At 30.2% G+C, this 22209-nt stretch carries 21 protein-coding genes and 1 pseudogene; 13 read left to right on the forward strand and 9 right to left on the reverse strand.

Annotation, left to right across the window (positions count from 1 at the left end):
• The first annotated feature begins 1 nt into the window (after position 1).
• The 7 genes and pseudogenes from glp (at position 2) to RT714_RS07230 (ending at position 4554) form a co-directional block, all read left to right on the forward strand.
• Entirely contained in the window at positions 2-1234 is a 1233-nt protein-coding gene (gene glp / locus RT714_RS07200; RefSeq protein ID WP_313756897.1) for a gephyrin-like molybdotransferase Glp, read from the forward strand.
• Complete coding sequence (gene mobB, locus RT714_RS07205; RefSeq protein ID WP_313756898.1) at positions 1234-1725, forward strand: molybdopterin-guanine dinucleotide biosynthesis protein B; 492 nt, start codon at positions 1234-1236, stop codon at positions 1723-1725. The genes glp and mobB overlap by 1 nt, the downstream gene beginning before the upstream one ends.
• A 26-nt stretch (positions 1726-1751) precedes the next feature.
• A complete protein-coding gene (locus RT714_RS07210) occupies positions 1752-1940 on the forward strand; it encodes a twin-arginine translocase TatA/TatE family subunit (RefSeq protein ID WP_313756899.1) in 189 nt (62 codons plus the stop codon).
• 31 nt (positions 1941-1971) lie between these two features.
• Entirely contained in the window at positions 1972-2691 is a 720-nt protein-coding gene (gene tatC / locus RT714_RS07215) for a twin-arginine translocase subunit TatC (protein WP_313756900.1), read from the forward strand.
• Positions 2692-3648: a GTP 3',8-cyclase MoaA gene (gene moaA / locus RT714_RS07220; protein ID WP_313756901.1), complete on the forward strand. Its 957-nt coding sequence runs from the start codon at positions 2692-2694 to the stop codon at positions 3646-3648.
• Between the two features lie 3 nt (positions 3649-3651).
• Positions 3652-4104 (forward strand): annotated as a pseudogene (gene moaC, locus RT714_RS07225) (cyclic pyranopterin monophosphate synthase MoaC); the annotation flags it as partial.
• 3 nt (positions 4105-4107) lie between these two features.
• Entirely contained in the window at positions 4108-4554 is a 447-nt protein-coding gene (locus tag RT714_RS07230) for an MOSC domain-containing protein (protein ID WP_313756961.1), read from the forward strand.
• Between the two features lie 45 nt (positions 4555-4599).
• On the opposite strand, the gene mnmA is transcribed toward RT714_RS07230, so the two are convergent.
• Complete coding sequence (gene mnmA, locus RT714_RS07235; protein WP_313756902.1) at positions 4600-5709, reverse strand: tRNA 2-thiouridine(34) synthase MnmA; 1110 nt, start codon at positions 5707-5709, stop codon at positions 4600-4602.
• A 241-nt stretch (positions 5710-5950) separates the two neighbouring features.
• Here mnmA and RT714_RS07240 point away from each other — a divergent pair, with 241 nt between their 5' ends.
• Positions 5951-6667: a GntR family transcriptional regulator gene (locus RT714_RS07240; protein ID WP_313756903.1), complete on the forward strand. Its 717-nt coding sequence runs from the start codon at positions 5951-5953 to the stop codon at positions 6665-6667.
• Positions 6668-6966: 299 nt separating this feature from the next.
• On the opposite strand, the gene RT714_RS07245 is transcribed toward RT714_RS07240, so the two are convergent.
• The 6 genes from RT714_RS07245 to RT714_RS07270 form a co-directional block, all read right to left on the reverse strand.
• Positions 6967-7800 (reverse strand): hypothetical protein, encoded by an 834-nt coding sequence (locus RT714_RS07245; protein ID WP_313756904.1) that lies wholly within the window; start codon positions 7798-7800, stop codon positions 6967-6969.
• 1 nt (position 7801) lies between these two features.
• Complete coding sequence (locus tag RT714_RS07250; RefSeq protein ID WP_313756905.1) at positions 7802-9373, reverse strand: hypothetical protein; 1572 nt, start codon at positions 9371-9373, stop codon at positions 7802-7804.
• Between the two features lie 299 nt (positions 9374-9672).
• Entirely contained in the window at positions 9673-10362 is a 690-nt protein-coding gene (locus tag RT714_RS07255; protein WP_313756906.1) for a hypothetical protein, read from the reverse strand.
• Positions 10363-10476: 114 nt separating this feature from the next.
• Positions 10477-11868: a UDP-N-acetylmuramoyl-tripeptide--D-alanyl-D-alanine ligase gene (gene murF / locus RT714_RS07260; protein WP_399326245.1), complete on the reverse strand. Its 1392-nt coding sequence runs from the start codon at positions 11866-11868 to the stop codon at positions 10477-10479.
• On the reverse strand, positions 11865-12938 hold the full coding sequence (locus RT714_RS07265) for a D-alanine--D-alanine ligase (protein ID WP_313756908.1): 1074 nt from the start codon (positions 12936-12938) through the stop codon (positions 11865-11867). Before RT714_RS07265 ends, murF begins: the two co-directional genes overlap by 4 nt.
• 401 nt (positions 12939-13339) lie before the next feature.
• Complete coding sequence (locus RT714_RS07270; protein WP_313756909.1) at positions 13340-13471, reverse strand: hypothetical protein; 132 nt, start codon at positions 13469-13471, stop codon at positions 13340-13342.
• 606 nt (positions 13472-14077) lie between these two features.
• Between RT714_RS07270 and RT714_RS07275 the strand changes: the two genes are divergently transcribed.
• The 4 genes from RT714_RS07275 (at position 14078) to RT714_RS07290 (ending at position 18215) form a co-directional block, all read left to right on the forward strand.
• Entirely contained in the window at positions 14078-14572 is a 495-nt protein-coding gene (locus RT714_RS07275; RefSeq protein ID WP_313756910.1) for a hypothetical protein, read from the forward strand.
• 69 nt (positions 14573-14641) lie between these two features.
• On the forward strand, positions 14642-15001 hold the full coding sequence (locus tag RT714_RS07280) for a hypothetical protein (RefSeq protein ID WP_313756911.1): 360 nt from the start codon (positions 14642-14644) through the stop codon (positions 14999-15001).
• An 818-nt stretch (positions 15002-15819) separates the two neighbouring features.
• Positions 15820-16968: a double-cubane-cluster-containing anaerobic reductase gene (locus RT714_RS07285; protein WP_313756912.1), complete on the forward strand. Its 1149-nt coding sequence runs from the start codon at positions 15820-15822 to the stop codon at positions 16966-16968.
• A gap of 287 nt (positions 16969-17255) precedes the next feature.
• On the forward strand, positions 17256-18215 hold the full coding sequence (locus RT714_RS07290) for an LCP family protein (protein WP_313756913.1): 960 nt from the start codon (positions 17256-17258) through the stop codon (positions 18213-18215).
• A 68-nt stretch (positions 18216-18283) separates the two neighbouring features.
• Here RT714_RS07290 and RT714_RS07295 read toward each other — a convergent pair whose 3' ends face one another.
• Positions 18284-19840 (reverse strand): ABC-F family ATP-binding cassette domain-containing protein, encoded by a 1557-nt coding sequence (locus tag RT714_RS07295; protein ID WP_313756914.1) that lies wholly within the window; start codon positions 19838-19840, stop codon positions 18284-18286.
• Between the two features lie 282 nt (positions 19841-20122).
• Here RT714_RS07295 and RT714_RS07300 point away from each other — a divergent pair, with 282 nt between their 5' ends.
• Positions 20123-21748 (forward strand): DEAD/DEAH box helicase, encoded by a 1626-nt coding sequence (locus RT714_RS07300; RefSeq protein WP_313756915.1) that lies wholly within the window; start codon positions 20123-20125, stop codon positions 21746-21748.
• A 121-nt stretch (positions 21749-21869) separates the two neighbouring features.
• Here RT714_RS07300 and RT714_RS07305 read toward each other — a convergent pair.
• On the reverse strand, positions 21870-22209 hold a 340-nt coding region (locus tag RT714_RS07305), incomplete at its 5' end, for a helix-turn-helix transcriptional regulator (protein WP_313756916.1).

Consider the following 22209-nt stretch of genomic DNA (forward strand, 5'->3'; position numbering starts at 1 on the left):
AATGTTAACTAATATATCCATAGAAAAGGCAAATGAAATACTTTTAAGTCAGGATATTAAAATAAATACAATAAATATACCTATTTTAGAAAGCTTAGGATATGTTTTAGGAGAGAATATTATATCTGATATGAATATGCCCCCATTTGATAGATCTCCCCTTGATGGATATGCCTTAAAGTCTGAAGACATAAAAGAGGCTACAGAAGAAAGTCCTGTGGACTTAGAAGTGATAGATTATATTCCAGCGGGATATGTGAGTTCCAAGAAAATAGAAAATGGGCAAGCTATAAGAATTATGACAGGAGCTAAAATACCTGAAGGTGCAGATATTATAATTAAATATGAGGATACGGAGTTTACAGAGAAGAATGTTAAAATATTTAACTATCTTAAACCTAATTCAAATATAGTTAAAATGGGAGAAGATATAGAAATAGGAGATATTGTCCTTAAGAAAGGTCATATTATTGGTCCAGCTGATATAGGAATATTGGCAACATTAGGAAGAACTATGGTGGAAGTTTATTCAAAACCCAAAGTAGCTATTTTGGCTACTGGTGATGAACTCATAGATATTGATGAGATACCTAAGGAAGGAAAAATAAGGAATAGTAATTCCTATACTATAGCAGCACAAGTAATGAAATTAGGTGGAGAACCTATAGTCCTTGGAATATGTAATGATAAACTAGAGGATATAAAATGTGAATTAAAATCTAGCTTAGAATGGGCAGATATAATTATAACAACTGGCGGAGTTTCTGTAGGAGATGCAGATTTAGTTAAAGAGGCATTTCAGGAAATAGGAGGAGAGGTTTTATTTTGGAAGGTAAGAGTGAAGCCAGGTACACCTATTGCAGTGGCAAAATATGATAATAAATTAATATTTGGACTATCTGGCAATCCTGCGGCAGCAAGTATAACATTTGAAAAATTTGTGAGACCAACCATACTTAGGCTTATGGGAAAAACAAAATATGATTTGATGAAGATAGAATCTACATTGGAAAGTGAGTTTGCCAAAGTAAGTAATCAGAATAGATATGTTAGGGCAATAACTTATTACAGAGATGGACAGTTTTTCACTAAACTTCCTAGTAAGCATAGTTCAGGAGTTTTATCATCCTTATCAGGCACCAACTCATTATTTTATATAAAGGCTGGTACTGGTCCTTATAAAAATGGAGATAAAATAGAGGTTGAAATATTGGATTGTTCGGAGGTACTGTAATGATACCTGTATTTTCAATTGTTGGAAGTAAGTCCAATACTGGAAAAACTACTATCCTTTGTAAGATAATAGAGGAACTAAAAAATAGAGGATATAAAGTGGCAACAATAAAACATCATACGGGAGATTTTGAAATAGATCAACCAGAGAAAGACACATGGCAACATGGACAAGCAGGAGCTGATACTGTTATTATATCCTCGCCAGTTAAGATGGCAAAGATTGAAAAGGTACAGCAAGAATATAAGTTAGATGAGATAATTAACCGAATTCAGAATGTTGATATTATCATAACTGAAGGATATAAAAAGGAAAACAAGCCTAAATTAGAAGTAATTAGAAAAGAAATTTCAGAAAATCTTATTACCAAAGAGGAAGAATTATTTGGAATAGTTACAGATTTTCCATTAAAGAATGAAATACCACAGTTTGATTTTGAGCAGGTAGAAGATATAGTAAATCTTATAGAAGAAAAATTTTTTAAGAAATAATCTTAAATAAAAGAGGAGGCATTTATATGTTTGGTAAAATAGGTGCTACAGAATTAGTATTAATACTTGGAATTGCTTTAGTGGTTTTTGGACCCGGAAAACTTCCAGAAGTAGGAAAGGCTTTTGGAAAGGCAATAGGAGAGTTTAAGAATCATGCTAATAAAATATCTGAAGATGGGGTTGATTTAGATAGTAATAAGGAGGACAAGGAATAAACGAAAACCATAGACTTTAGGAGGATATTTTATGGAAGATAAACAGCTTACTCTTGTAGAGCATCTGAGTGAGTTAAGAAAAAGAATTATTATAATTTTCATAGCTATAATATTAGGGTCTTTTTTAGGCTATAAATATATTAATATAATTATTCAATATATGGTTAAGCCGGCAAAAAATTTGGAGTTTATTTATTTAAGCCCGCCTGAGCTTTTTATAGCCTATATTAAGATTGCTATAATATTTGGAATAGTAATTTCTTCTCCAATAAGTTTAATGCAAATATGGTTATTTGTAAAACCAGGACTTAAAAAAAATGAACGGAGATATTTATTATTTTCCTTATATATGGGTATAATCTTTTTCTTAATAGGTGTAATATTTGCATATTTAGTAATAATTCCAATAACTATAGATTTTTTTACCCAAGTTTCTGTAAAGCAGATAAGTCCATTATTTTCTTTTGATAGATATTTGAGTTTTATTTCTTCAATGGTCTTTTCATTTGGAGTAGTATTTGAATTACCATTGTTGATAATATTATTAACACAAGTAAATCTTGTTACAGCGAAGACACTAAAAAAATATAGAAAGATAGTAATTTTACTAATATTTATTTTAGCCGCCGTATTGACTCCGCCAGACGTAGTATCACAAATGTTATTGGCTTTACCAATGGTATTTTTATATGAATTTAGTATATGGATTTCAGCAGCAATAGGAAAACGAAAAAACAAAAAAGGTGATTAGATGAAGGATTCTTTTGGAAGAGAAATAAATTATCTTAGGATTTCCCTAACGGATAGATGTAATTTAAGATGTATATATTGTATGCCAGAGAAGGGAGTCTCTAAGTTTTCTCATGAGGAAATATTGACATTAGAAGAGGTATATGAAATAACAAAGGTTTTTGTAGAATTAGGTGTAAATAAAATAAGATTTACTGGAGGAGAACCCCTCATAAGAAAAGGTATAATAGATTTAATATATAAAGTATCAAAGCTTGATGGAGTGAAAGATTTGGCTATGACCACCAATGGCATACTTCTTAAAGAATATGCTAAGGAACTAAAGAAGGCAGGTTTAAACAGAGTAAATATTAGCTTAGATACTTTAGATGAAGAAAAATATAGTCTTATTACTAGGGGCGGAAAACTTGAGAATGTTTTAGAAGGTATAGAAGAAGCGAAGAAAGTAGGTTTAACTCCTATAAAGATAAATACTGTTCTAATAGGTGGCTTTAATGATGATGAAATAGAGTCTTTCATAGGATTAACAGAGAAAGAAGATATAAATATTAGGTTTATCGAACTAATGCCAATAGGAGAAGCGGCAGGATGGGCTAAAGAAAAATTTATTTCTAACGATATTATATTAGAGAAGGTTAAAGAGTTAATACCTATCCCAAGGGAAGATAAATCTTCACCAGCAGTATATTATAAACTGCCCAATGGAAAAGGTAAAGTAGGTATAATAAATCCAATATCCTGTAAATTCTGTGCTAATTGTAATAGGGTAAGATTAACATCTAAAGGGCAGCTTAAATTATGTCTTCATTCTAATAGAGAGATAGATATAAAAGAAGCATTAAAAAGTGGACAGGATATGAGGAAATTAATAATTGACTCTATAAACCAAAAAGAAGAATCTCATCATCTAGAAAACGGAAAGTATATAAGTAGAAATATGAATCAAATAGGGGGATAAACAATGGAATTTACACATTTTAATAAATATGGAAGAGCTCATATGGTAGAAGTTGGAGAAAAAGAAGATACTAAAAGGAAGGCTATAGCAAGAGGAAAAATCAGAATGAAAAAAGATACCATCCAAAAAATCAAGGATGGACTTATGAAAAAAGGAGATGTATTGTCTGTAGCTCAAATAGGTGGAATAATGGGAGCTAAGAAAACCAGTGATTTGATTCCAATGTGTCATAATATATTTTTAACAGGTGCAGATATTAGATTTAATGTATTAGACGATGCTATTGAGGTTGAATCGGAAGTAAAAACTGTAGGTAAAACAGGAGTCGAGATGGAGGCTTTAACGGCTGTATCTCTAGCTTGTCTAACCATATATGATATGAGTAAAGCAGTTGATAAGGATATGGTAATTGAAGATATAAGACTTATTAAGAAGACAGGTGGAAAGACAGGTGATTATGTGAGAAAAGAAGTAAAAGGTAGAGTGCTATCCATAAATATTTCAGAGGAAAAAGGGGTAGTTAAAGAGCCTATAAAAGAAGGGTTATTCATTGAAAACTCTGGGCTGGAAAATGATGCTCATTCGGGCAATTGGCATAGGCAAGTAAGTTTACTAGGCATAGAAAGTTTTGAAAAAATGGAAAATCAGGGTGTAGAAGGCTTAGTACCAGGAATATTTGCAGAGAATATAACGACAGAAGGAATAATCCTTTATGAGTTACCAATAGGTACAAAGTTAATTATAGGAGAAACAATACAAGAAGTTACTCAGATAGGCAAGGAATGTCATACGGGATGTGCAATAGCTAAAAAAGTTGGTAAATGTGTTATGCCGAAGGAAGGAATTTTTACTAAGGTTTTAAAGGGTGGACTTATTAAAGAAGGAGATATTATAGAAATAATATAGTAAAAGATAAGTATCAAAAATTCTAAGATTTTTGATACTTATCTTTTAAAGATTTAAATAGAGATGTTTTTTATCTAATGGCTCTATTGATTCTATGATACAAGAGCCAAGACATACTTCATTTTCATATAATACTGCAGCTTGGCCCGGTGTTACAGCTTTTACAGGATTATCATATTTTATATGGAGTTTTCCATTGTCCAATATATTCACAGTTACAGGTATATCCGATTGTCGATATCTAAATTTGGCAGTACATTTTAATGGCATACTTGGTGTTTTTTCTAATATCCAAGAAGGTAATTCTCCAATTAATGAGGTGGAATAAAGTGCCGGATTCTTTTCTCCTTGTGCTACATATAGTATGTTTTCTTTTATGTTTTTTCCCACAACAAACCAAGGTTCTCCAGTTCCAACTCCTCCGATTCCTATTCCTTTTCGTTGTCCTAAGGTATAGTGAATAAGTCCGCTATGTCTTCCTATTTTATTTCCATCTACATCTATAATATCTCCTTCTTTTGCCAAGAGATATCTATCTAAGAACTCATCAAAATCTCTTTCACCTATAAAGCAAATACCTGTAGAATCCTTCTTTCTAGCTGTATATAAATTATGCTTCTCTGCTAACTCTCTAACTTCCTTTTTTTCCAAATGACCTATAGGAAATATTGTTTTAGAAAGAGCATTCTGTCCTATTCTTGATAAGAAATAGGATTGATCTTTATTATTATCTTTTCCTCTAATAAGGTAATAAACATCTTCCCTTTTTTCTACTTGCGCGTAATGTCCCATTGCTATATAATCTCCCTCTAGATTTAAAGCATAATCTAAAAAGGCATTGAATTTTATTTCTTGGTTACACATAACATCTGGATTGGGAGTTCTCCCTTTCTTATATTCATCTAGAAAATAAGTAAATACTCTATCCCAGTATTCTTTTTCAAAGTTTATAGTATAAAATGGAATATCCAATTGGTCAGCCACTGCTCTAGCATCATCTGCATCTGCTGTTGCTGTACATATACCATCTTCGTCTTTTTCATTCCAATTTTTCATAAATAGTCCAATAACATCATAACCTGCTTCTTTTAAGAGTAAAGCAGAAACTGATGAATCAACTCCGCCACTCATGCCTAATATTACCCTTTTTCCCATAATTTTCTCCTTTTTAAATACTTATTTTTTCATATAAATATTATATCATAGTATTTTCTGTTTTTATTATATTTATTAAGGATGCTTTGGAAGAAATAAATTCAAGCTATAATTTTACTATGGTATTGAAAATTCGTACAATTATTGACAAATAGATACTATTATAATATTATATAGTCCACTGGTTTTTTCAAGATGTCTAGTGGGTTATTTTATTATAAAGCAGGTGTAAAAATTGACAATGAAGAAAGATTTTTTGTATATACAGTTATATAATAAATTTAAGAAAAATATTGAAAATAATATATGGGCAGAGGGGATTAAGTTGCCATCAGAGTATGAACTTATGGAGGAGTATAACGTAAGTAGAGATACTATACGAAAATCATTACAACGATTAGCCCAAGAAGGATATGTTTATAGACAAGCCGGGAAAGGTACTTTTGTGAATAATCTTAAATCTAGATATAAACTTACCTCTTTAGAAAGTTTTTCAGAGCAGATGCTATATATGGGTTTAATGCCATCTAGTAAGATATTGAGTCTTAGCCTTGAGATACCTGACAATAGAGTTAAGGGTTATCTTGAAATACTAGATGACGAAAAGGTTTATAAAGTTGAACGATTAAGATTAGCTAATAATGAGCCAATGTGTTATGAAATAGCTTATGTATCTGAGAGATTATGCCCTGATTTAGATAAACAGGTTTATAATAATTCATCTTTATATAAAATTTATGAGGAACATTATAATTTGAAGCTGGATTATGGAAATCTATATTTGGAAGCTGAAGGATGCCCTAAAGAGTATAGTCACCATTTAAAAATAAATAAAGGTTCACCAATATTGAAAATGAAATGCGTTGTATATACAGATAATAAGAAACCTTTATATTTTGTTGAGAGTTATTATATAGGAACAAAATATGTATTTTTTGCAAGTATGCCAAGAATATAAAAGTTTAATGAAAGTATTGTAAAACAGTGCTTTTGAATTCATATAAAAAATTTTACATTAACAAGAATAATGAATTAGGGACTTATTTATGGACTATAAAAAAGAATTTTATTGAATTGCTAATAAATTAAGTAATGTTTTTATGAAAGTAAATTAATATGGAATTTATATTAATGGGGATTAGAGGTTTTCCATAGGCAATAAAAAAGGGGCTTGTTTCATAACTGATTTACAATTATGAAACAGCACCTTTTTTATTTATAAACTATCTTTTTGAAACAGCCCCATTTTGGTTACCATTAGATAAATTTTCTAACTACATTTTGTACAGCTATTTTTGCGGCATCATCAATTGCAGTACCTACTACTAGGATATTAACTCCTGTATCTGAAAAGGCTTTAAAATTACTTAGATTTATGCCGCCCTCTGCAAGTGTGGGTACTTTTACTGATTCTACTAAAGCATAGAGTCTTTCTTTAACAATTGGATGAATTTCTCCAGCATCTGCCCCTTCATAACTCATGCCAGTCATAAGACCTATAAAATCAATTCCTATACTTTCCATATCCTTAGCAACTTTAGCTACTTCTTCAGGAGTTCGAGCAGGTAATCCAAAGGTATGAAGATCATCAGGGTGTCCAATATAGGCATCTACAAGCAGACCGTATTTGTGGGCTTTATTCACTACTTCTTCTAAATCCTTTAAACTAGACTTATGGATGTGAAGTCCGTCAGCACCTGCTTTAGATAAGCTTATGAAAACTTCGTCAGATATTTCTACTGGTACTAACTCATGAAAGCCGCCAGGTATTCCTACAGTTATGAATATATCTTGGCCTACTACATTTCTTATACCTTCAGTAACCTTTATCATTTCAATAACTGGTAATTCATGACGTATTTGTTCTGCATCATGCATATTTGTAACACCTTTAAATCCTCTTGCTAAAGCTACTGCTGGATGATTTGGTTCTATTAATTTCACCCCTGCATTAACTACTGCTTTTGCAAGTCTTGCATCATCTCCAGTTATTCCTGTGCTTAATATTGTAGTCCCTCCATGCAATTTTATTGCATCTAAGACTTTATTTAAACCTCTTCTTCTCTTGCTTTCCATATCTGATGTAAACATATTATGCCTCCTTATTGATTTTTGATTTATTAACCCTATTAGCTATTACTGTAATTATAAAAGCAGAAGATAGTCCTACTAACATACTAACCAAGAATCCAAATGGATTATTTGATAGTGCCGGTGCAGTAATGGAAGGGACATAAGCAGTACCATGAACATTAAATAGACCTACTGATATACCTGATAATGCAGCTGATATCATTGCTCCTATAAATACTAATTTATCTGAAAACATAAAAGGATATGCAGCTTCAACAAATGTACCAAATGCTATATTAATGAAAAATCCTGGTGCTGCAATAGCTGCTTCAGATTTTTGTTTTGGAAATAGAATATTGGCTAAGGTAATACCTGCTGAAACCATTACTAATCCTGTCATATCAACAGCTCCTAAAAAGCTTGCTCCAGTTGTTTCCATTTCTAGTAAAACAATTGGCAGTATTGCTGCATGATATACTCCTCCTATTATTGCAGGCCAAATTAATAATCCAGCTACGGCTCCAGCTAAAATTGGGCTAAAGTTTACTGCAGTTTCGATTATTGATCTTATTCCATTACCTAACATTAAAGTAATTGGTGATATTAAGAAATAAACTATTAATCCAGCAATTAGACCAGATAATCCTCCTGAAATAATATTAGCCGTTGTCCCTGGGAAATTCCAATTTAAAGCAAGTCTAATTAAATAGATAGCGAGAATACCTGCTAAGATACCTCCTATTAGCCCACCGATTAATCCGCCTTTTGATGAGAGCATGCCCGCAATTACACCAGCAACGATTCCAACTTCATCAAGCCCAGATACTTGTTTTGCTGCAATTGCAGCCACTATAACAGGCAAACCTTGAATTAAAATATTAAATATCTCTCCTAGACTACTAAATGCCGGAATCTTGCTCAGTGCAAGAACTAATGCCATTGCAATAAATCCAGGTAGTGCAGACATCATTATTCCCCTAAAGCTAATTCTTTGGAATACATTATCATCTGTAGAACTGGTACTGCTTGATGAGCCTCCTATGGTTGGCTTATACTTAATTCCCCAATATTTACTTAAGGCCTGTACAGAAGCTACAGCTCTAGTTCTATTGGTTGTACCGGTAGTACCAGAAGTTGAAATCACATTACCGCCTAGAGATTGTATAGTAGCCATAGATGTGCCTCCAGTACCTACTATAGGAATTTTTTTGTTTATTGCTGCTTTAATTGAATGTTTATTTGTATTTTTGGGATCAGAACTCATTAAAATTAAACCATCCACTTCCCCATTATTAATCTTGTCAGCTATAGCTATATCTTTTTCTTCTGATATAATGTTAATTTCTGAAAGAGGTTTTTCATCAGAGAAAGCTATTTTATTTTGGATAAGATCCCAAGTGTATAGCCTAGTAGGAGAATCCTTATTTATATTATCCATTGAAGCCTTAGCTCCTATAAATTGAATATCTTCTACTTCAATACCTGCTGATTTACATTGTGTTTCAATTTCTCCAAGTAGTTTAAGAGGTTCTTTTCCCCCTAAGTTATAAAGGTTCCCCCCACTACTACCTAGAATGGCAATTTTTTTCATAATATTACCTCCTCTATAATTGTACGTACATTTATATTAATACAAATGTACGTACAATTCAATAGTTTTTTCTAATAATTATAGAATATAATGATTATTATCTAAGGCTAAATCCCATTAAAAATGGAGAAATATATGATGCTAAGGTACTGAGTTTATGGGGTAGACATTCTGAATTCGTAGTGCCTATAAAACAAAATAAGATGGTTAAAAAGAAATATAAAATACGGAAGAAATGATTGAATAAGTAAAATAATGGACTGGTATTTTAAAATACCAGTCCATTATTTTACAAATTTTTAAGCATTTATAAGTATATTATTAAGAGTTTCTACATTTTTATTTATAATTTTAAGTAATTCTATTTGTTGGTCTTGAAGTAATAATATTCTTTCAAAGGACTTTATTGCACCTTTAAAGTTCTTATTTTTTACTAAAACTATATAGTTTTTAGTTTCTTTGGCTATTTCCCCTACAATATAATCACTTTCTTTAATTTCTTTTTTCAAGGTATCGGTGGTTTGTCGTATTTCCCCATAGGTTTCCACATCAATTTTCCTATCTTTATCTTTAATAATATCTGTCATTTCTAATCTGACATCTGTTAAATTTTTCTGTAACTTATTAGATAACTCATATACTTCTTTTGTATTCAAGACAAACTGTTTCTTACCATTATATTGTTTTTCTACGATGTCAGCTATGGTTTTTACTACTTTAGAACCTTTTTCGTAAATTTCTTCTACTTTTTCAAAAGCTGAAGGATTGTCATCTTGAAGTTCTAATATTTCTTCAATAGCGTCTTCTAGTTCTGGATTATTAATATCTCCGTAGACTTTAATATTAGAGAAATTATCTGGTATTTTCTCCAATTCTGTGAGAACATCATTAACCTCCTGGGGAATAATTTCAGTTTCAGCATAGACAAACCCACTGCTAAAACTTATTAATAATAAAGATAATGTTAATGCAGTAAAGATTTTTTTCATAATACCCACCATCCTTTTGTAATGTTATTTGTAAATATAGGTTGTCTTGCTTCTTATATACCCATTAATTAGCAACTTAATAATATTTATGCAATTATTTTATTATTAAATAGTTTATACGTTAACCATTAAGGAATTAACTACTTCTTCCATTGCTAATGCCCTTGAGGCCTTTGTTAATATTAAGGAATTAGGTATCATTACTTCTTTAATTTTTTTAATTAACTCAGGCTTGTTATCAAAAGATGCTACTCTATCTTTACCAAGATTTATTTTTGCAGACTCTGCAATATGACGGGATAATGGACCAAAGGTAAAGACATAGTCTATTTTATTCTTATTAATCTTTAATCCGATTTCCTTGTGCATATTGATTTCTTCATCTCCTAAACCTTGCATATCACCAAGAACAACAATTTTTTGGCTATATCCTAACATAGAATACATAGTATCTAAGGTTGCTAAAACAGAAGAAGGATTTGACTTATAAGAATCATTTAAAATGGTAAATCCCTTTCCATGGATTAATTCATTTCTCATTCCTGTTTTCTCTACACTTAGCAAACCTTTTTCAATATTTTCAAAGGAAATTCCAAAATACCTAGCAACAGCTATTGCTGCAGTGGCATTAAGTACCTGATGTTCTCCTAACATGGGTAAAAAGAAAGTTGGTGAAGAAGGTTCCTTTAAAAAAAATGAATCTCCAGTTTCATTTATAAAAACAATTTCAGGCTGATAATCATTAAATGGCTTATTACCAAAGGTTTTAACTTCATAATCCATAGGGATATTTTCTATTTCCTTCTTCAACATATCATCATCCCCATAATAAAGAAAAAGATTGTGAGGTTTTAATCCTTTTAGTATTTCTAGTTTTGCTTTTGCAATATTTTCTCTAGTTTTTAAGCCTTCCAGATGTGCTTCTCCTATATTAGTAATCACAGCAGCATCAGGTCTAGCAATGGAGGTTAATAATTCTATTTGTCCAAAATTATCCATGCCCATTTCAAGAACTGCCATTTCTGTATCTTCTTCCATGGACAAGATAGTCAAAGGTAATCCAATGTAATTATTGAAATTAGCTAAAGTTTTATGGGTTTTATATTGAGTTTTTAAAAGACTTGCTAAGATATCCTTAGTGGAAGTTTTGCCGTTACTTCCTGTTATTCCTATTACCTTTGTATTTAGTTGATTACGATAGGATTTAGCTAATTCTTGTAAGGCTAATGTTGTATCATCTACAAGAATAAAAGGGAAATCAATATCAGGCATAGTCTCATTTTTATTCCATAGGCTAGCCGCTGCACCTTTTCCTATTGCCATAGTAATGAAATCATGTCCATTAAAGTTCTCTCCTATTAAGGGTATAAATAATTGTCCATGATTTATATTTCTTGAATCTGTAGAAACTCCTGTAATTACAGTATCCTTATATTTCTCTTTTAATCCCGTTCCGCCACACATTTGTTGAATTTCTTTTAAATTTCTTGTTATCAAAACCTTCACCTCGTATTTACTATAGATTTCTTTTCATTATATCTCTCTAAAGCTAAATTAATTAGTTTTTCTATTAATTCTTCATAAGTAGTACCATCGGTAGCCCCCCATAAAACGGGAGTCATACTTACAGCTGTAAAACCAGGCATTGTATTTACCTCATTAACAAATATCTCATTTTCATCTGTAACAAATATGTCTACACGAGCTAATCCATAGCAATTTAACACCTTAAAAGCTTTTACGGCAGTTTCACGAACCTTATCACTAACTTCTGGTTCTAATCTTGCTGGTATTACAGGTATTAGTTTACCATCTATATATTTAGCATTATAGTCAAAAAATGGTCTTTCCATAATAAACTCTCCTGGTACGGAAGCCTTGGGGTTATTATTACCTACTACAGAGATTTGCATTTCTCGAGCTACTAATTCTTTTTCAATAATTATTTTGGAATCATAACGGAAAGCATCTTTGAAAGATGCTATGAGTTCTTCTCGATTTTCAGCTCTGCTAATACCAACACTGGAACCTCCATTGGAAGGTTTTATATAGCATGGATAACCAATTTGATCTTCAACTGTTTCATAAGACTTTTCCTCATTCTCTTTCCAATTATGTAAATTAATTGGAACATATTTTACTTGGGGAATATTGTGTCTTGAAAGTAAATCCTTTGTCATCACTTTGTCCATTGCCAAAGCAGAAGATAAGACTTCATTTCCCACATAAGGAATATCCAATAGTTCAAGAAGTCCCTGTATAGTACCATCCTCTCCATTAGGGCCATGAAGGGCTGGAAAAACTAGATTTTTCTCATCATCTTTAAGAACTTTAGTCAGAAATTCACCTATTGAAAAAGCTATACTGGAAGAACTGGTACGCCTCAATTCATCAGGATTATTAATTCTTCCTTCCAATAGACCTAAATTGCACCAAGAACCTTCATTAGTGATATAAATTGGATAAACATTATATTTCTCTCTATCTATAGCATTAATTATAGCTGAAGCACTTCTAAGGGATATATCATGTTCAACAGATTTTCCACCACATAATACATAAATATTAGTTTTCATATCTAACCTCCTATTTTAAACATTAGTTTATTAATAGATTATATCATAATATACTTTTAAATAATTTAATTTTATCTTACAATTCTATTACAATAGATGTTAAGCTATTATTAATAAAGCAGCTGAGTTTACTATTTTCATAAATGGGGGGAGATGAATAAACTAAAATAGCTTTTCTTACAAATAAAGTGATGGAATAAAATCAAAAGATATTTGGAAAATATAAATGCTCAATAGATTGTAAATGAAATTAGTAAAGAAGGTTATCCCATAATTGATATTAACTTCATAGTCATAGGATAGAATGAACTAATACTATAGCTGATATAAGGAGGGTAAAGATTGTATGAAGAATGCTATTTCAATTTATGAATAAAATAAAATTATTATTTGTTCCTTTGTCACTTTATCTTCTTTAGGACTTGGTTCATATTTCTATTTTCCATAGTTATCAGATTTAATACTACTGAGCCTATTGGAAATACTTGATTAAATGTTATCTTATACTTGATTTCATGTGTTTTTATTCTCACTTTCTATATTTTGAGTTCAAAATAACACAAATCTTACTATTTTGATATATTTTCATTAATTATTTATCTGTATCCAAATTAATATAGATAAGTTTTTTATTTAAATAAATATACTTTTTCTAAGAACGATTGCATTGTTTTTTCATTAAGAACAAGTAGTATTTTTTAAGAAAATTACCCCATCTTAAAATCGGGAAGACCACTACAGGCATTCTATTTGCTTGCTGACAATAAGGAATTTTATTTTTTGTCGCCAGAGGAAGTTAGGATTTTGAGTTTGAAACCTATTTAATTGACCATAGTTGAAAAGTCACAAGCCTAGATTTCAAAATTTCCTAATGCTTGATTATTCAGATAATATACTATACAATCTGAATTGTAGGATACTAATAATATTTATTAAAAGGAGATGATAAAATATTTTTAAAGAGAAAAGTTTTATTGTTAACGATTGTAATGGTACTATTGGTTTCCAGCATTAGTGTATTTGCAGAAGATAATAATATTAAAGATTTACCAAGTGATGTTAAATTTGATTTAAGAGCTATCGTTAGTTAAAATGCTTCCAAAGAAAAAGAAATATTTGGAGATTTAAGCCAAAAGGAAATGGATGCTATACTAGATAATATCGCAAGAGAAATGGCTAAATCTGGCATTAATAATTATAGTAATATTTCTAGAAAGTATGGTGTAATAGATACTTCTAAATTATTTATAAAAGTTTTAGATGGATCTGCTGAAGGAACTTTTATAAATAATGATAAATATTCCATTCAACCGTTTTATGATTTTGGTACTTATCCGAAAAAAGCTACATTTAAGTATACAGTTTATTTAACAAATATAAATGGGGATGAGGTATCAAGTAAATATCAAACAACATTAACTAGAACAGATATAGATCCACCATATAAATATGGTTTTTCTAATATGGTAACAAAACAACAGCCAGGTGCTATATTTACATTTAAATATAAAAATGTATATAGTTCAACAGAAACTGATGCATATGTTAGATTCACTCATCTTAATTTAGAGTATTGGAGTGGATGGAGACTTGATTTTCATGTTTCAGGAGAAGGAGAAATAACAGTTAAATAAAGCTTCCAAAATTAAAAGTTTTATTTATGCAATTTTATGATGAAATAATCCGAGATAGGAGTTGCAGATATGAAGAAAAAAGCTATTTTGATTGTATTGTTGATATTGGCAATATCTTTGATAACAGGATGTAATAGGATACAAGAGGATAGACAATTAGATGAAGAAGAAGTAGTAGTTAAAGAAATAGAAGATGGTAAAGGTGTAAAAATTGAATATGCTATAGAATATGAGGAAGATATTTTTGGTGACTTATCTAAAGAAGAGATAAATGAAATTATAGATGGAATTTTTGAGAAAGTATCTAAAAATGATAGGTATAAAGAAAATACAGATTTAGCAATTGAAGAAGCATTTAAAGAATATGGAATAACAGATGAAAATAAATTAGAAGCTGCCAAAAATAGAATTGCAATATCTTTAAAATGATTATAAAGGCTATTTAAATATTAGTAAAATAGCACTTTTTATATCGATATAAAAAGTGCTATTTTTTAATTTTTTGTGGTTTTGGAGAATTCCTCAATAAGCTATCCGATTAATTTGCATTAATCTGAAAATTTTAATATAATTAAATCATAGGATATAGGACTTAGGCGATTATAGTTTATTCACACAATATATTATAATAAATGGTAGGTGAAAACATGGGGGATATATTTAATAGGGAAAAATTTATAGATTTTTATCATAAAAGGATTAAATTATTTCATATAATATTTACAATTTTATTTATCCTCAACCTTTCTTTTAAAGGGTTATACTCAAATTTAGTTACAATTTCTTTTGTTGCTATACTTTTAATAAATCTTATATATTTTGTTTTTCAGAAAAGGTTAATAGAGAGTATTTTATTTGGTGGTTTATTAGCTTTTCTATTAATGCTTTATATTAAATCTATTGTAACGAGATTAATATTTTTTATTGAAGCCATAATAAGGTAAACAGTATTTTATAATAATGTAAATATCTTATTTATATTAGATACATATATATAAATTCAAATATATTATAGATTGTTATATGATAAATAAGAGATTGTCTCAAGATTTAATTTTGAGACAGTTTTTTCTGCAAATAAAAAGAGAGCAAAATTGAAAAACGCCTTTTCTCATTTTGCTATACTAAATTTAATTGAAATTACTAATATCTATATTAAAAAAAACAATATAGAAAATTCTTATTTGATTACCTTTCCCTAAATTTTATATAATAATGTGAACGATTGTTAAGGGAGTGAAAAGGATATGTTAAAGTTACCGGAGAATTTTGAGAACTATGAAGAAGCTAGGAGAGAAGGTTTTTTAAAAGTAAAGGCATTAAAGGAGAAAGGGACTCCAGTTGTGGGAATATTTTGTACATATACACCTATTGAGCTTATACATGCAGCAGGGGCAGTTGCAGTTGGTTTATGTGGTACATCTGATGCGCCAATACCAGATGCTGAAAAACATCTGCCTAAAAATCTTTGTCCACTTATAAAGTCTAGCTATGGTTTTGCAGTATCGGAAACATGCCCCTATTTTTATTTTGCCGATTTATTAGTAGGAGAAACTACTTGTGATGGTAAAAAGAAAATGTATGAGTTATTAAATGAAATAAAGCCAACTCATGTTATGCATTTACCACAAGGACAAGATAAAGACCATGCATTTAAATACTGGAGAGAGGAATTAGTTAGGTTAAAAGAAGTATTGGAAGAAAAATTCAATATAGAAATTTCAGAAGAAATACTAAGAGAAGAGATAAAGGAAAGAAATAGAGAAAGAAAAATTCTTCTGGATTTCTATGAACTTGGGAAATTAAATCCTTCCCCAATATCAGGTCGTGAAGTAAATGAAACAATGGAAGCATTGGGTTTCCAATTTGATAGAAAAACTCAATGCGATTTCATAGCTGAGAGAACTAGGGAACTGAAAGATAAATATGAAAAAGAACTAAAGGGAACTAAGTCAAATAGACCTAGGATACTTATCACTGGTTGTCCTGTAGGGGGAGTTAGAGACAAGGTATTAAAAACTATAGAAGATTCGGGAGCAGATATAGTGGCTTTCGAAAATTGTAGCGGAGTAAGAGAAAAAGCTACTTTTGTTGATGAAACAATAGATCCAATAGATGCATTAACAGAAAAGTATTTAAATGTTAGTTGCTCTGTTATGACACCAAATCCAAGAAGATTTCAAGCTCTAGATGAGATGATAGATGAATATGAAATAGACGGAGTAATAGAAGTAGTTCTTCAAGCTTGTCATACATTTAATGTAGAAGCCTATAATGTTAAAAAATTTGTAGCGGAGAAAAAGGGAAAGCCATATTTATATATTGAAACAGATTATTCAAAATTAGATATAGGTCAAATAAATACTAGGATAAATGCATTTTTAGAGATGCTTTAATAATTAAACTTATGATAAGATACCCTATATATTATTTAATCTCACTTTATTAAATAATATAATAGGGTATCTTGATTTAGATATATTTTCAGTATCAGTATTGGTTTTGCAGAAAAAAATATGCTTAAACTTAGTCTTGGAATACTTATATTTTTATAGTATTATTTTTTTATTTTAAAAGATTTCTCTTGTCCATGTGTTACGGCTCTGAATATTGACTAAATTATCTTATATTGGTATTATGAATACATTACTTTAGAATTCCATATAAAAATTGAGGTGTTCAAATGAAAAAGAAGTTTATATTATCATTTATATTATCACTAATATGTTTTATTTTAGTATTTAAACTATTTGGTGATAAGATTTTTTTAGGAAAGAATTCAATACCAGTTACAGAGGATGTTCCTCAAAAAGAACTTGATTTAGGAGAAGATAATAAAATAGAGCAAAGAGTTGAAAATGAAATTCTTTTTTTAATGATGGGTGTAGATGCTAATGGGACAAGTGAATATAAAAATATTCGTACAGATACTATGATGTTATTTAAAGTTAATTTTCAGAGTGGAGAAATAAACTTACTTTCTATACCTAGGGATACAAGGGTTCTTGTAAAGGGAAAGAAAGACAAAATAAATCATGCCCATTCCTATGGAGGGCCAGAACTTACAATGAGAACTGTAAGGGATTTTCTTAATTTAGATGTAGACTATTATGTAAAAGTAGACTATAATGCAGTAATGAAAATAGTAGATGCCATAGGTGGAGTAGAGATAGATGTACCTTTTGATATGAAATATAAAGATAATACTCCAGGTTATCCACCACTTAATATAAATATAAAAGAGGGATTACGAGTACTAGATGGAAAGAATGCCCATGATTTTTTAAGATGGAGAAAAAATAATTCCAGAACAGTACAATATCCAGAGGGTGATGTAGGCAGGATTAAGGCTCAGCAAATGTTTATGAGAGAATTAATAAAGCAGACTTTGAAGCCTAAAAATATAATAAAGATACCATTTCTTATAGAAACATATATTAACAATGTGGAAACCAATATATCTACAAAGGAAATTCTTAAGGGAGCAAAACTTGCAAGCAAAATAGATATAGATAGTATTAAAACAGATATAATTCCAGGAGAAGGAAAGACGGTTGGGGGAACATCATATTATATATATGATGAAGCTCAAACTGAAGAATTAGTAAGGAATATATTTAAGGATTATTTACTTAATGAATAATTAAATATTATGTAAAAGAAAATAACTGACAAAATTGGTCACCAATTTTGTCAGTTATTTTCTTTATCTTAAAATATCTTCGTTGTCCAGTTTTCACAATTCCAAATATCAGTTGCTACATCTCTATAAAAATCGGGTTCGTGAGAAATAAGGAGGATACTTCCTTTATAAGCCTTTAATGCTCTTTTTAGTTCTTCCTTAGCATCAACATCTAAATGGTTAGTAGGCTCATCTAGTATAAGTATATTGGTTTCTTTGTTGATAAGCTTACAAAGTCTTACCTTTGCCTGTTCTCCACCAGATAAAACCATTACCTTAGATTCAATATGTTTAGTGGTCAATCCACATTTTGCTAGAGCCGCTCTAACTTCATATTGTGTATAACCTGGGAATTCCTGCCATATCTCATCTATACAAGAATTGTTGTTTTGAGTCTTGATTTCCTGCTCGAAATATCCTATTTGAAGATTATCTCCCAGTTCTACATTACCTGATACGGATTTAATTTCACCAAGGATACTCTTTAATAAAGTAGTTTTACCTAAGCCATTAGCTCCAATCAGGGCTATTTTTTGACCACGCTCCATTATTAGATTAAGAGGCTTTGATAGAGGCTCATCATAACCTATAACTAAATCTTTAGTTTTAAATATAAGTCTACCTGCTGTTCTGCCCTCTTTAAAATTGAACTCTGGTTTTGGCTTTTCACGGGCCAATTCTATTATTTCCATTTTATCTAGTTTTTTCTGTCTAGACATTGCCATATTTCTGGTTGAAACTCTGGCCTTGTTTCTAGCTACAAAATCCTCAAGTTCTGCTATTTCTTGTTGTTGTTTTTTATAGGCTGCTTCTAATTGAGCTTTTTTAGCTTCATATACTTTTTGGAAATTATCATAATCCCCTACATACCTGGTTAATTCCTTATCTTCCATATGATATATCAAATTGATAACAGAATTTAAGAAAGGAATATCATGGGATATAAGGATAAAAGCGTTTTCATATTCTTGGAGATATCTTTTAAGCCATATGATATGTGGCTCATCTAAATAGTTAGTAGGCTCATCAAGTAGTAGTATATCTGGTTTTTCTAACAGTAATTTAGCAAGAAGTATTTTGGTTCGTTGTCCTCCTGATAAGTCGTTTACATCTCTATCAAGACCAATATCATCAAGACCAAGCCCCCTCGCTATATCTTCTACCTTTGCATCTATTATATAAAAATCATTATGATCTAGTATATCTTGTATAGTACCTACCTCTTCTAATAAAACTGAAAGCTCATCTTCTGATACATCACCCATTTTTAAATACATATCCTGCATTTCTTGTTCTAAATCAAATAAATATTTGAAGGCACCCTTTAGTACATCCCTAATGGTTTGACCTTTTTCTAATGTTGTATGCTGATCTAAATACCCAACTCTAACTCTTTTAGCCCATTCTATTTGACCTTCATCAGGTTCTAGCTTTCCAGTTATTATATTCATAAAAGAAGATTTTCCTTCTCCGTTAGCACCTATTAGACCCACATGCTCACCTTTTAATAGTCTAAAGGATACATTTTTTAATATTTCTCTATCTCCAAAACCGTGACTTAAATTTGTTACAGTTAAAATACTCATTTATATCTCCCTTCATTGATAAAATCATCTTTAAAGATTATATAAAAAAAATACTAGCAAGTCTAGTTTTTTATAAAGAAATAGGAAAGTTCTATTTTAATATCTTATAAAAAAGAACTTTCCATCAATGAGTTTAAAAAAACCTACCTTAATATGCTTTGATAGAAATTTTTTTATAATTATGGGTATAATATTGATAATAAGACAATGTTTTTCTTGCAATTAGTTAATATTATATGTATACTTAATAGGTTATAGATTAAGGAGGACGATTTTAAATACATGGAAAAATTAAGATTTGAAGAGATGAATTTATCAATAGAGATACAAAAGGGAATTAGCGATATGGGATTCGAGGAAATGTCCCCTATTCAGTCTCAAGCAATACCAGTAATATTAGAAGGTAGAGATATTATTGGGCAAGCACAGACCGGAACAGGTAAAACTGCCGCATTTGGTATCCCGATTATTGAAAAATGCAATTCAGATGGAAAGTATGTTCAGGCATTGGTTCTATGTCCAACTAGGGAGCTTTCAATACAAGTAGCTGAAGAGATCGGAAAACTTGCTAAATATAAAAAAGGTATATCAGTAATCCCTATATATGGAGGACAGCCAATAGATAGACAGATCAAAGCTTTGAAAAAAGGTGTTAATATTGTAATTGGTACACCTGGAAGAGTGTTAGACCATATAAGAAGAAAAACATTAAAGATTGACAATATTAGAATGATGGTGTTAGATGAAGCAGATGAAATGTTTGATATGGGCTTTAGAGATGATATTGCACTTGTAATGAATGGTTTAAGTGAAGAAAGACAAACCATATTTTTCTCGGCAACTATGCCATCTGAAATTATGAAATTTGCTGCAAGCTATCAAGTAAACCCTGAGATTATTAAGGTTGTTCACAAGGAACTTACAGTGCCAAAGGTAGAGCAAGTTTATTTTGAACTAAAACAGCATATGAAAACTGAAATCTTATCTAGGCTTATAGATATGTACAATCCAAAATTGACTGTAGTATTTTGTAATACGAAGAAAAAGGTTGATGAATTAACAGAAGAATTACAAGGAAGAGGATATTTTGCAGATGGATTGCATGGAGATTTAAAACAAAATCAAAGAGATAATGTAATGAGTAAGTTTAGAAAGGGTACTATAGATATTTTAATAGCCACTGACGTGGCAGCAAGAGGTATAGATGTAGATGACGTAGATTTAGTTATTAACTATGATATGCCTCAAGATGAGGAGTACTATGTTCACAGAATAGGTAGAACTGCTAGAGCAGGTAGAGAAGGAAAAGCATTTAGTTTTGTAGCTGGAAGAGATATCTATAAGTTAAGGGATATACAAAGATATACTAAAACAAAAATTACGAGAATGGATTTACCAACTCTTAGAGATATAGAGACAAATTATACTACAATAATGCTTCAGAAAATAAAAGAAGAAATTGATAAAGAGGATTTAAGTAAGTATGAAAAGATTATAGAAACTTTACTTGAGGAAGATTATACCTCTTTTGATATAGCAGCTGCATTATTGAAATTCTATATGGCTGATAATAGATTAGAAGGACATGAAGAATTAGATATGGTAGATTTTGGAGGGAAATCTAAATCAGGTGGAAAATCCAAATCATTTAAACCTTCAGGCTCTTCAGCAAGAATTCATATAAACATAGGTAAGAAAAAAGGTATAAGCCCAAGACATATACTAGCTGCTATAATACAAGAAACAGGAATAAGTAAAGGCTTGGTTGGAAATATAGATGTATATGATAAATTTACATTTGTAGAGGTATCAGGAGACTATGCCGAAGATATTTTAGAAAAATTAAATGGTGTAAGGATAAAAGGAACAAAGGTTAAAGTTGAAATAGCAAATCCTAAAAGGAAATAATATAGAATAAGTTTAAAAAAACTACTCTTTTTTAGTCTGAATTTTATTCAGTTACTAAGAAAGAGTAGTTTTTTTTAAGATAAATTAAAATTAGAAATACAAAAGTTGTTCAGATATTCTATTAATTATCTTCTTTAAAGATTTTAATGCATTTAGTAATCTTATTAATATTTTCTAAGGACATATTATCAAGTTCAAAAAAAAGTTTTTCCATGGCCTCCTTTTTTTCAAAAAAATTATCTGAAGTATGTTCTCTAGCCTGGGAGGGATTTTTTAAATGTTCATTTACAAATAAAAACCGAATATTAGAAGTACCTATAAGATAATCTATAGAAACAGAAAAAAGTTGGGAGATTTTGATAAGAAGTTGAACATCATTGGGAAATCGCGTGCCGTTTTCATAATTACTAACAGATTGTCTACTAATATTTAACTTCTTAGCCAATTCACCTTGGGTTAGA

Origin of the sequence: Tissierella sp. (assembly GCF_032104385.1) — a bacterium.
Taxonomy (GTDB): Bacteria; Bacillota; Clostridia; order Tissierellales; family Tissierellaceae; genus Tissierella.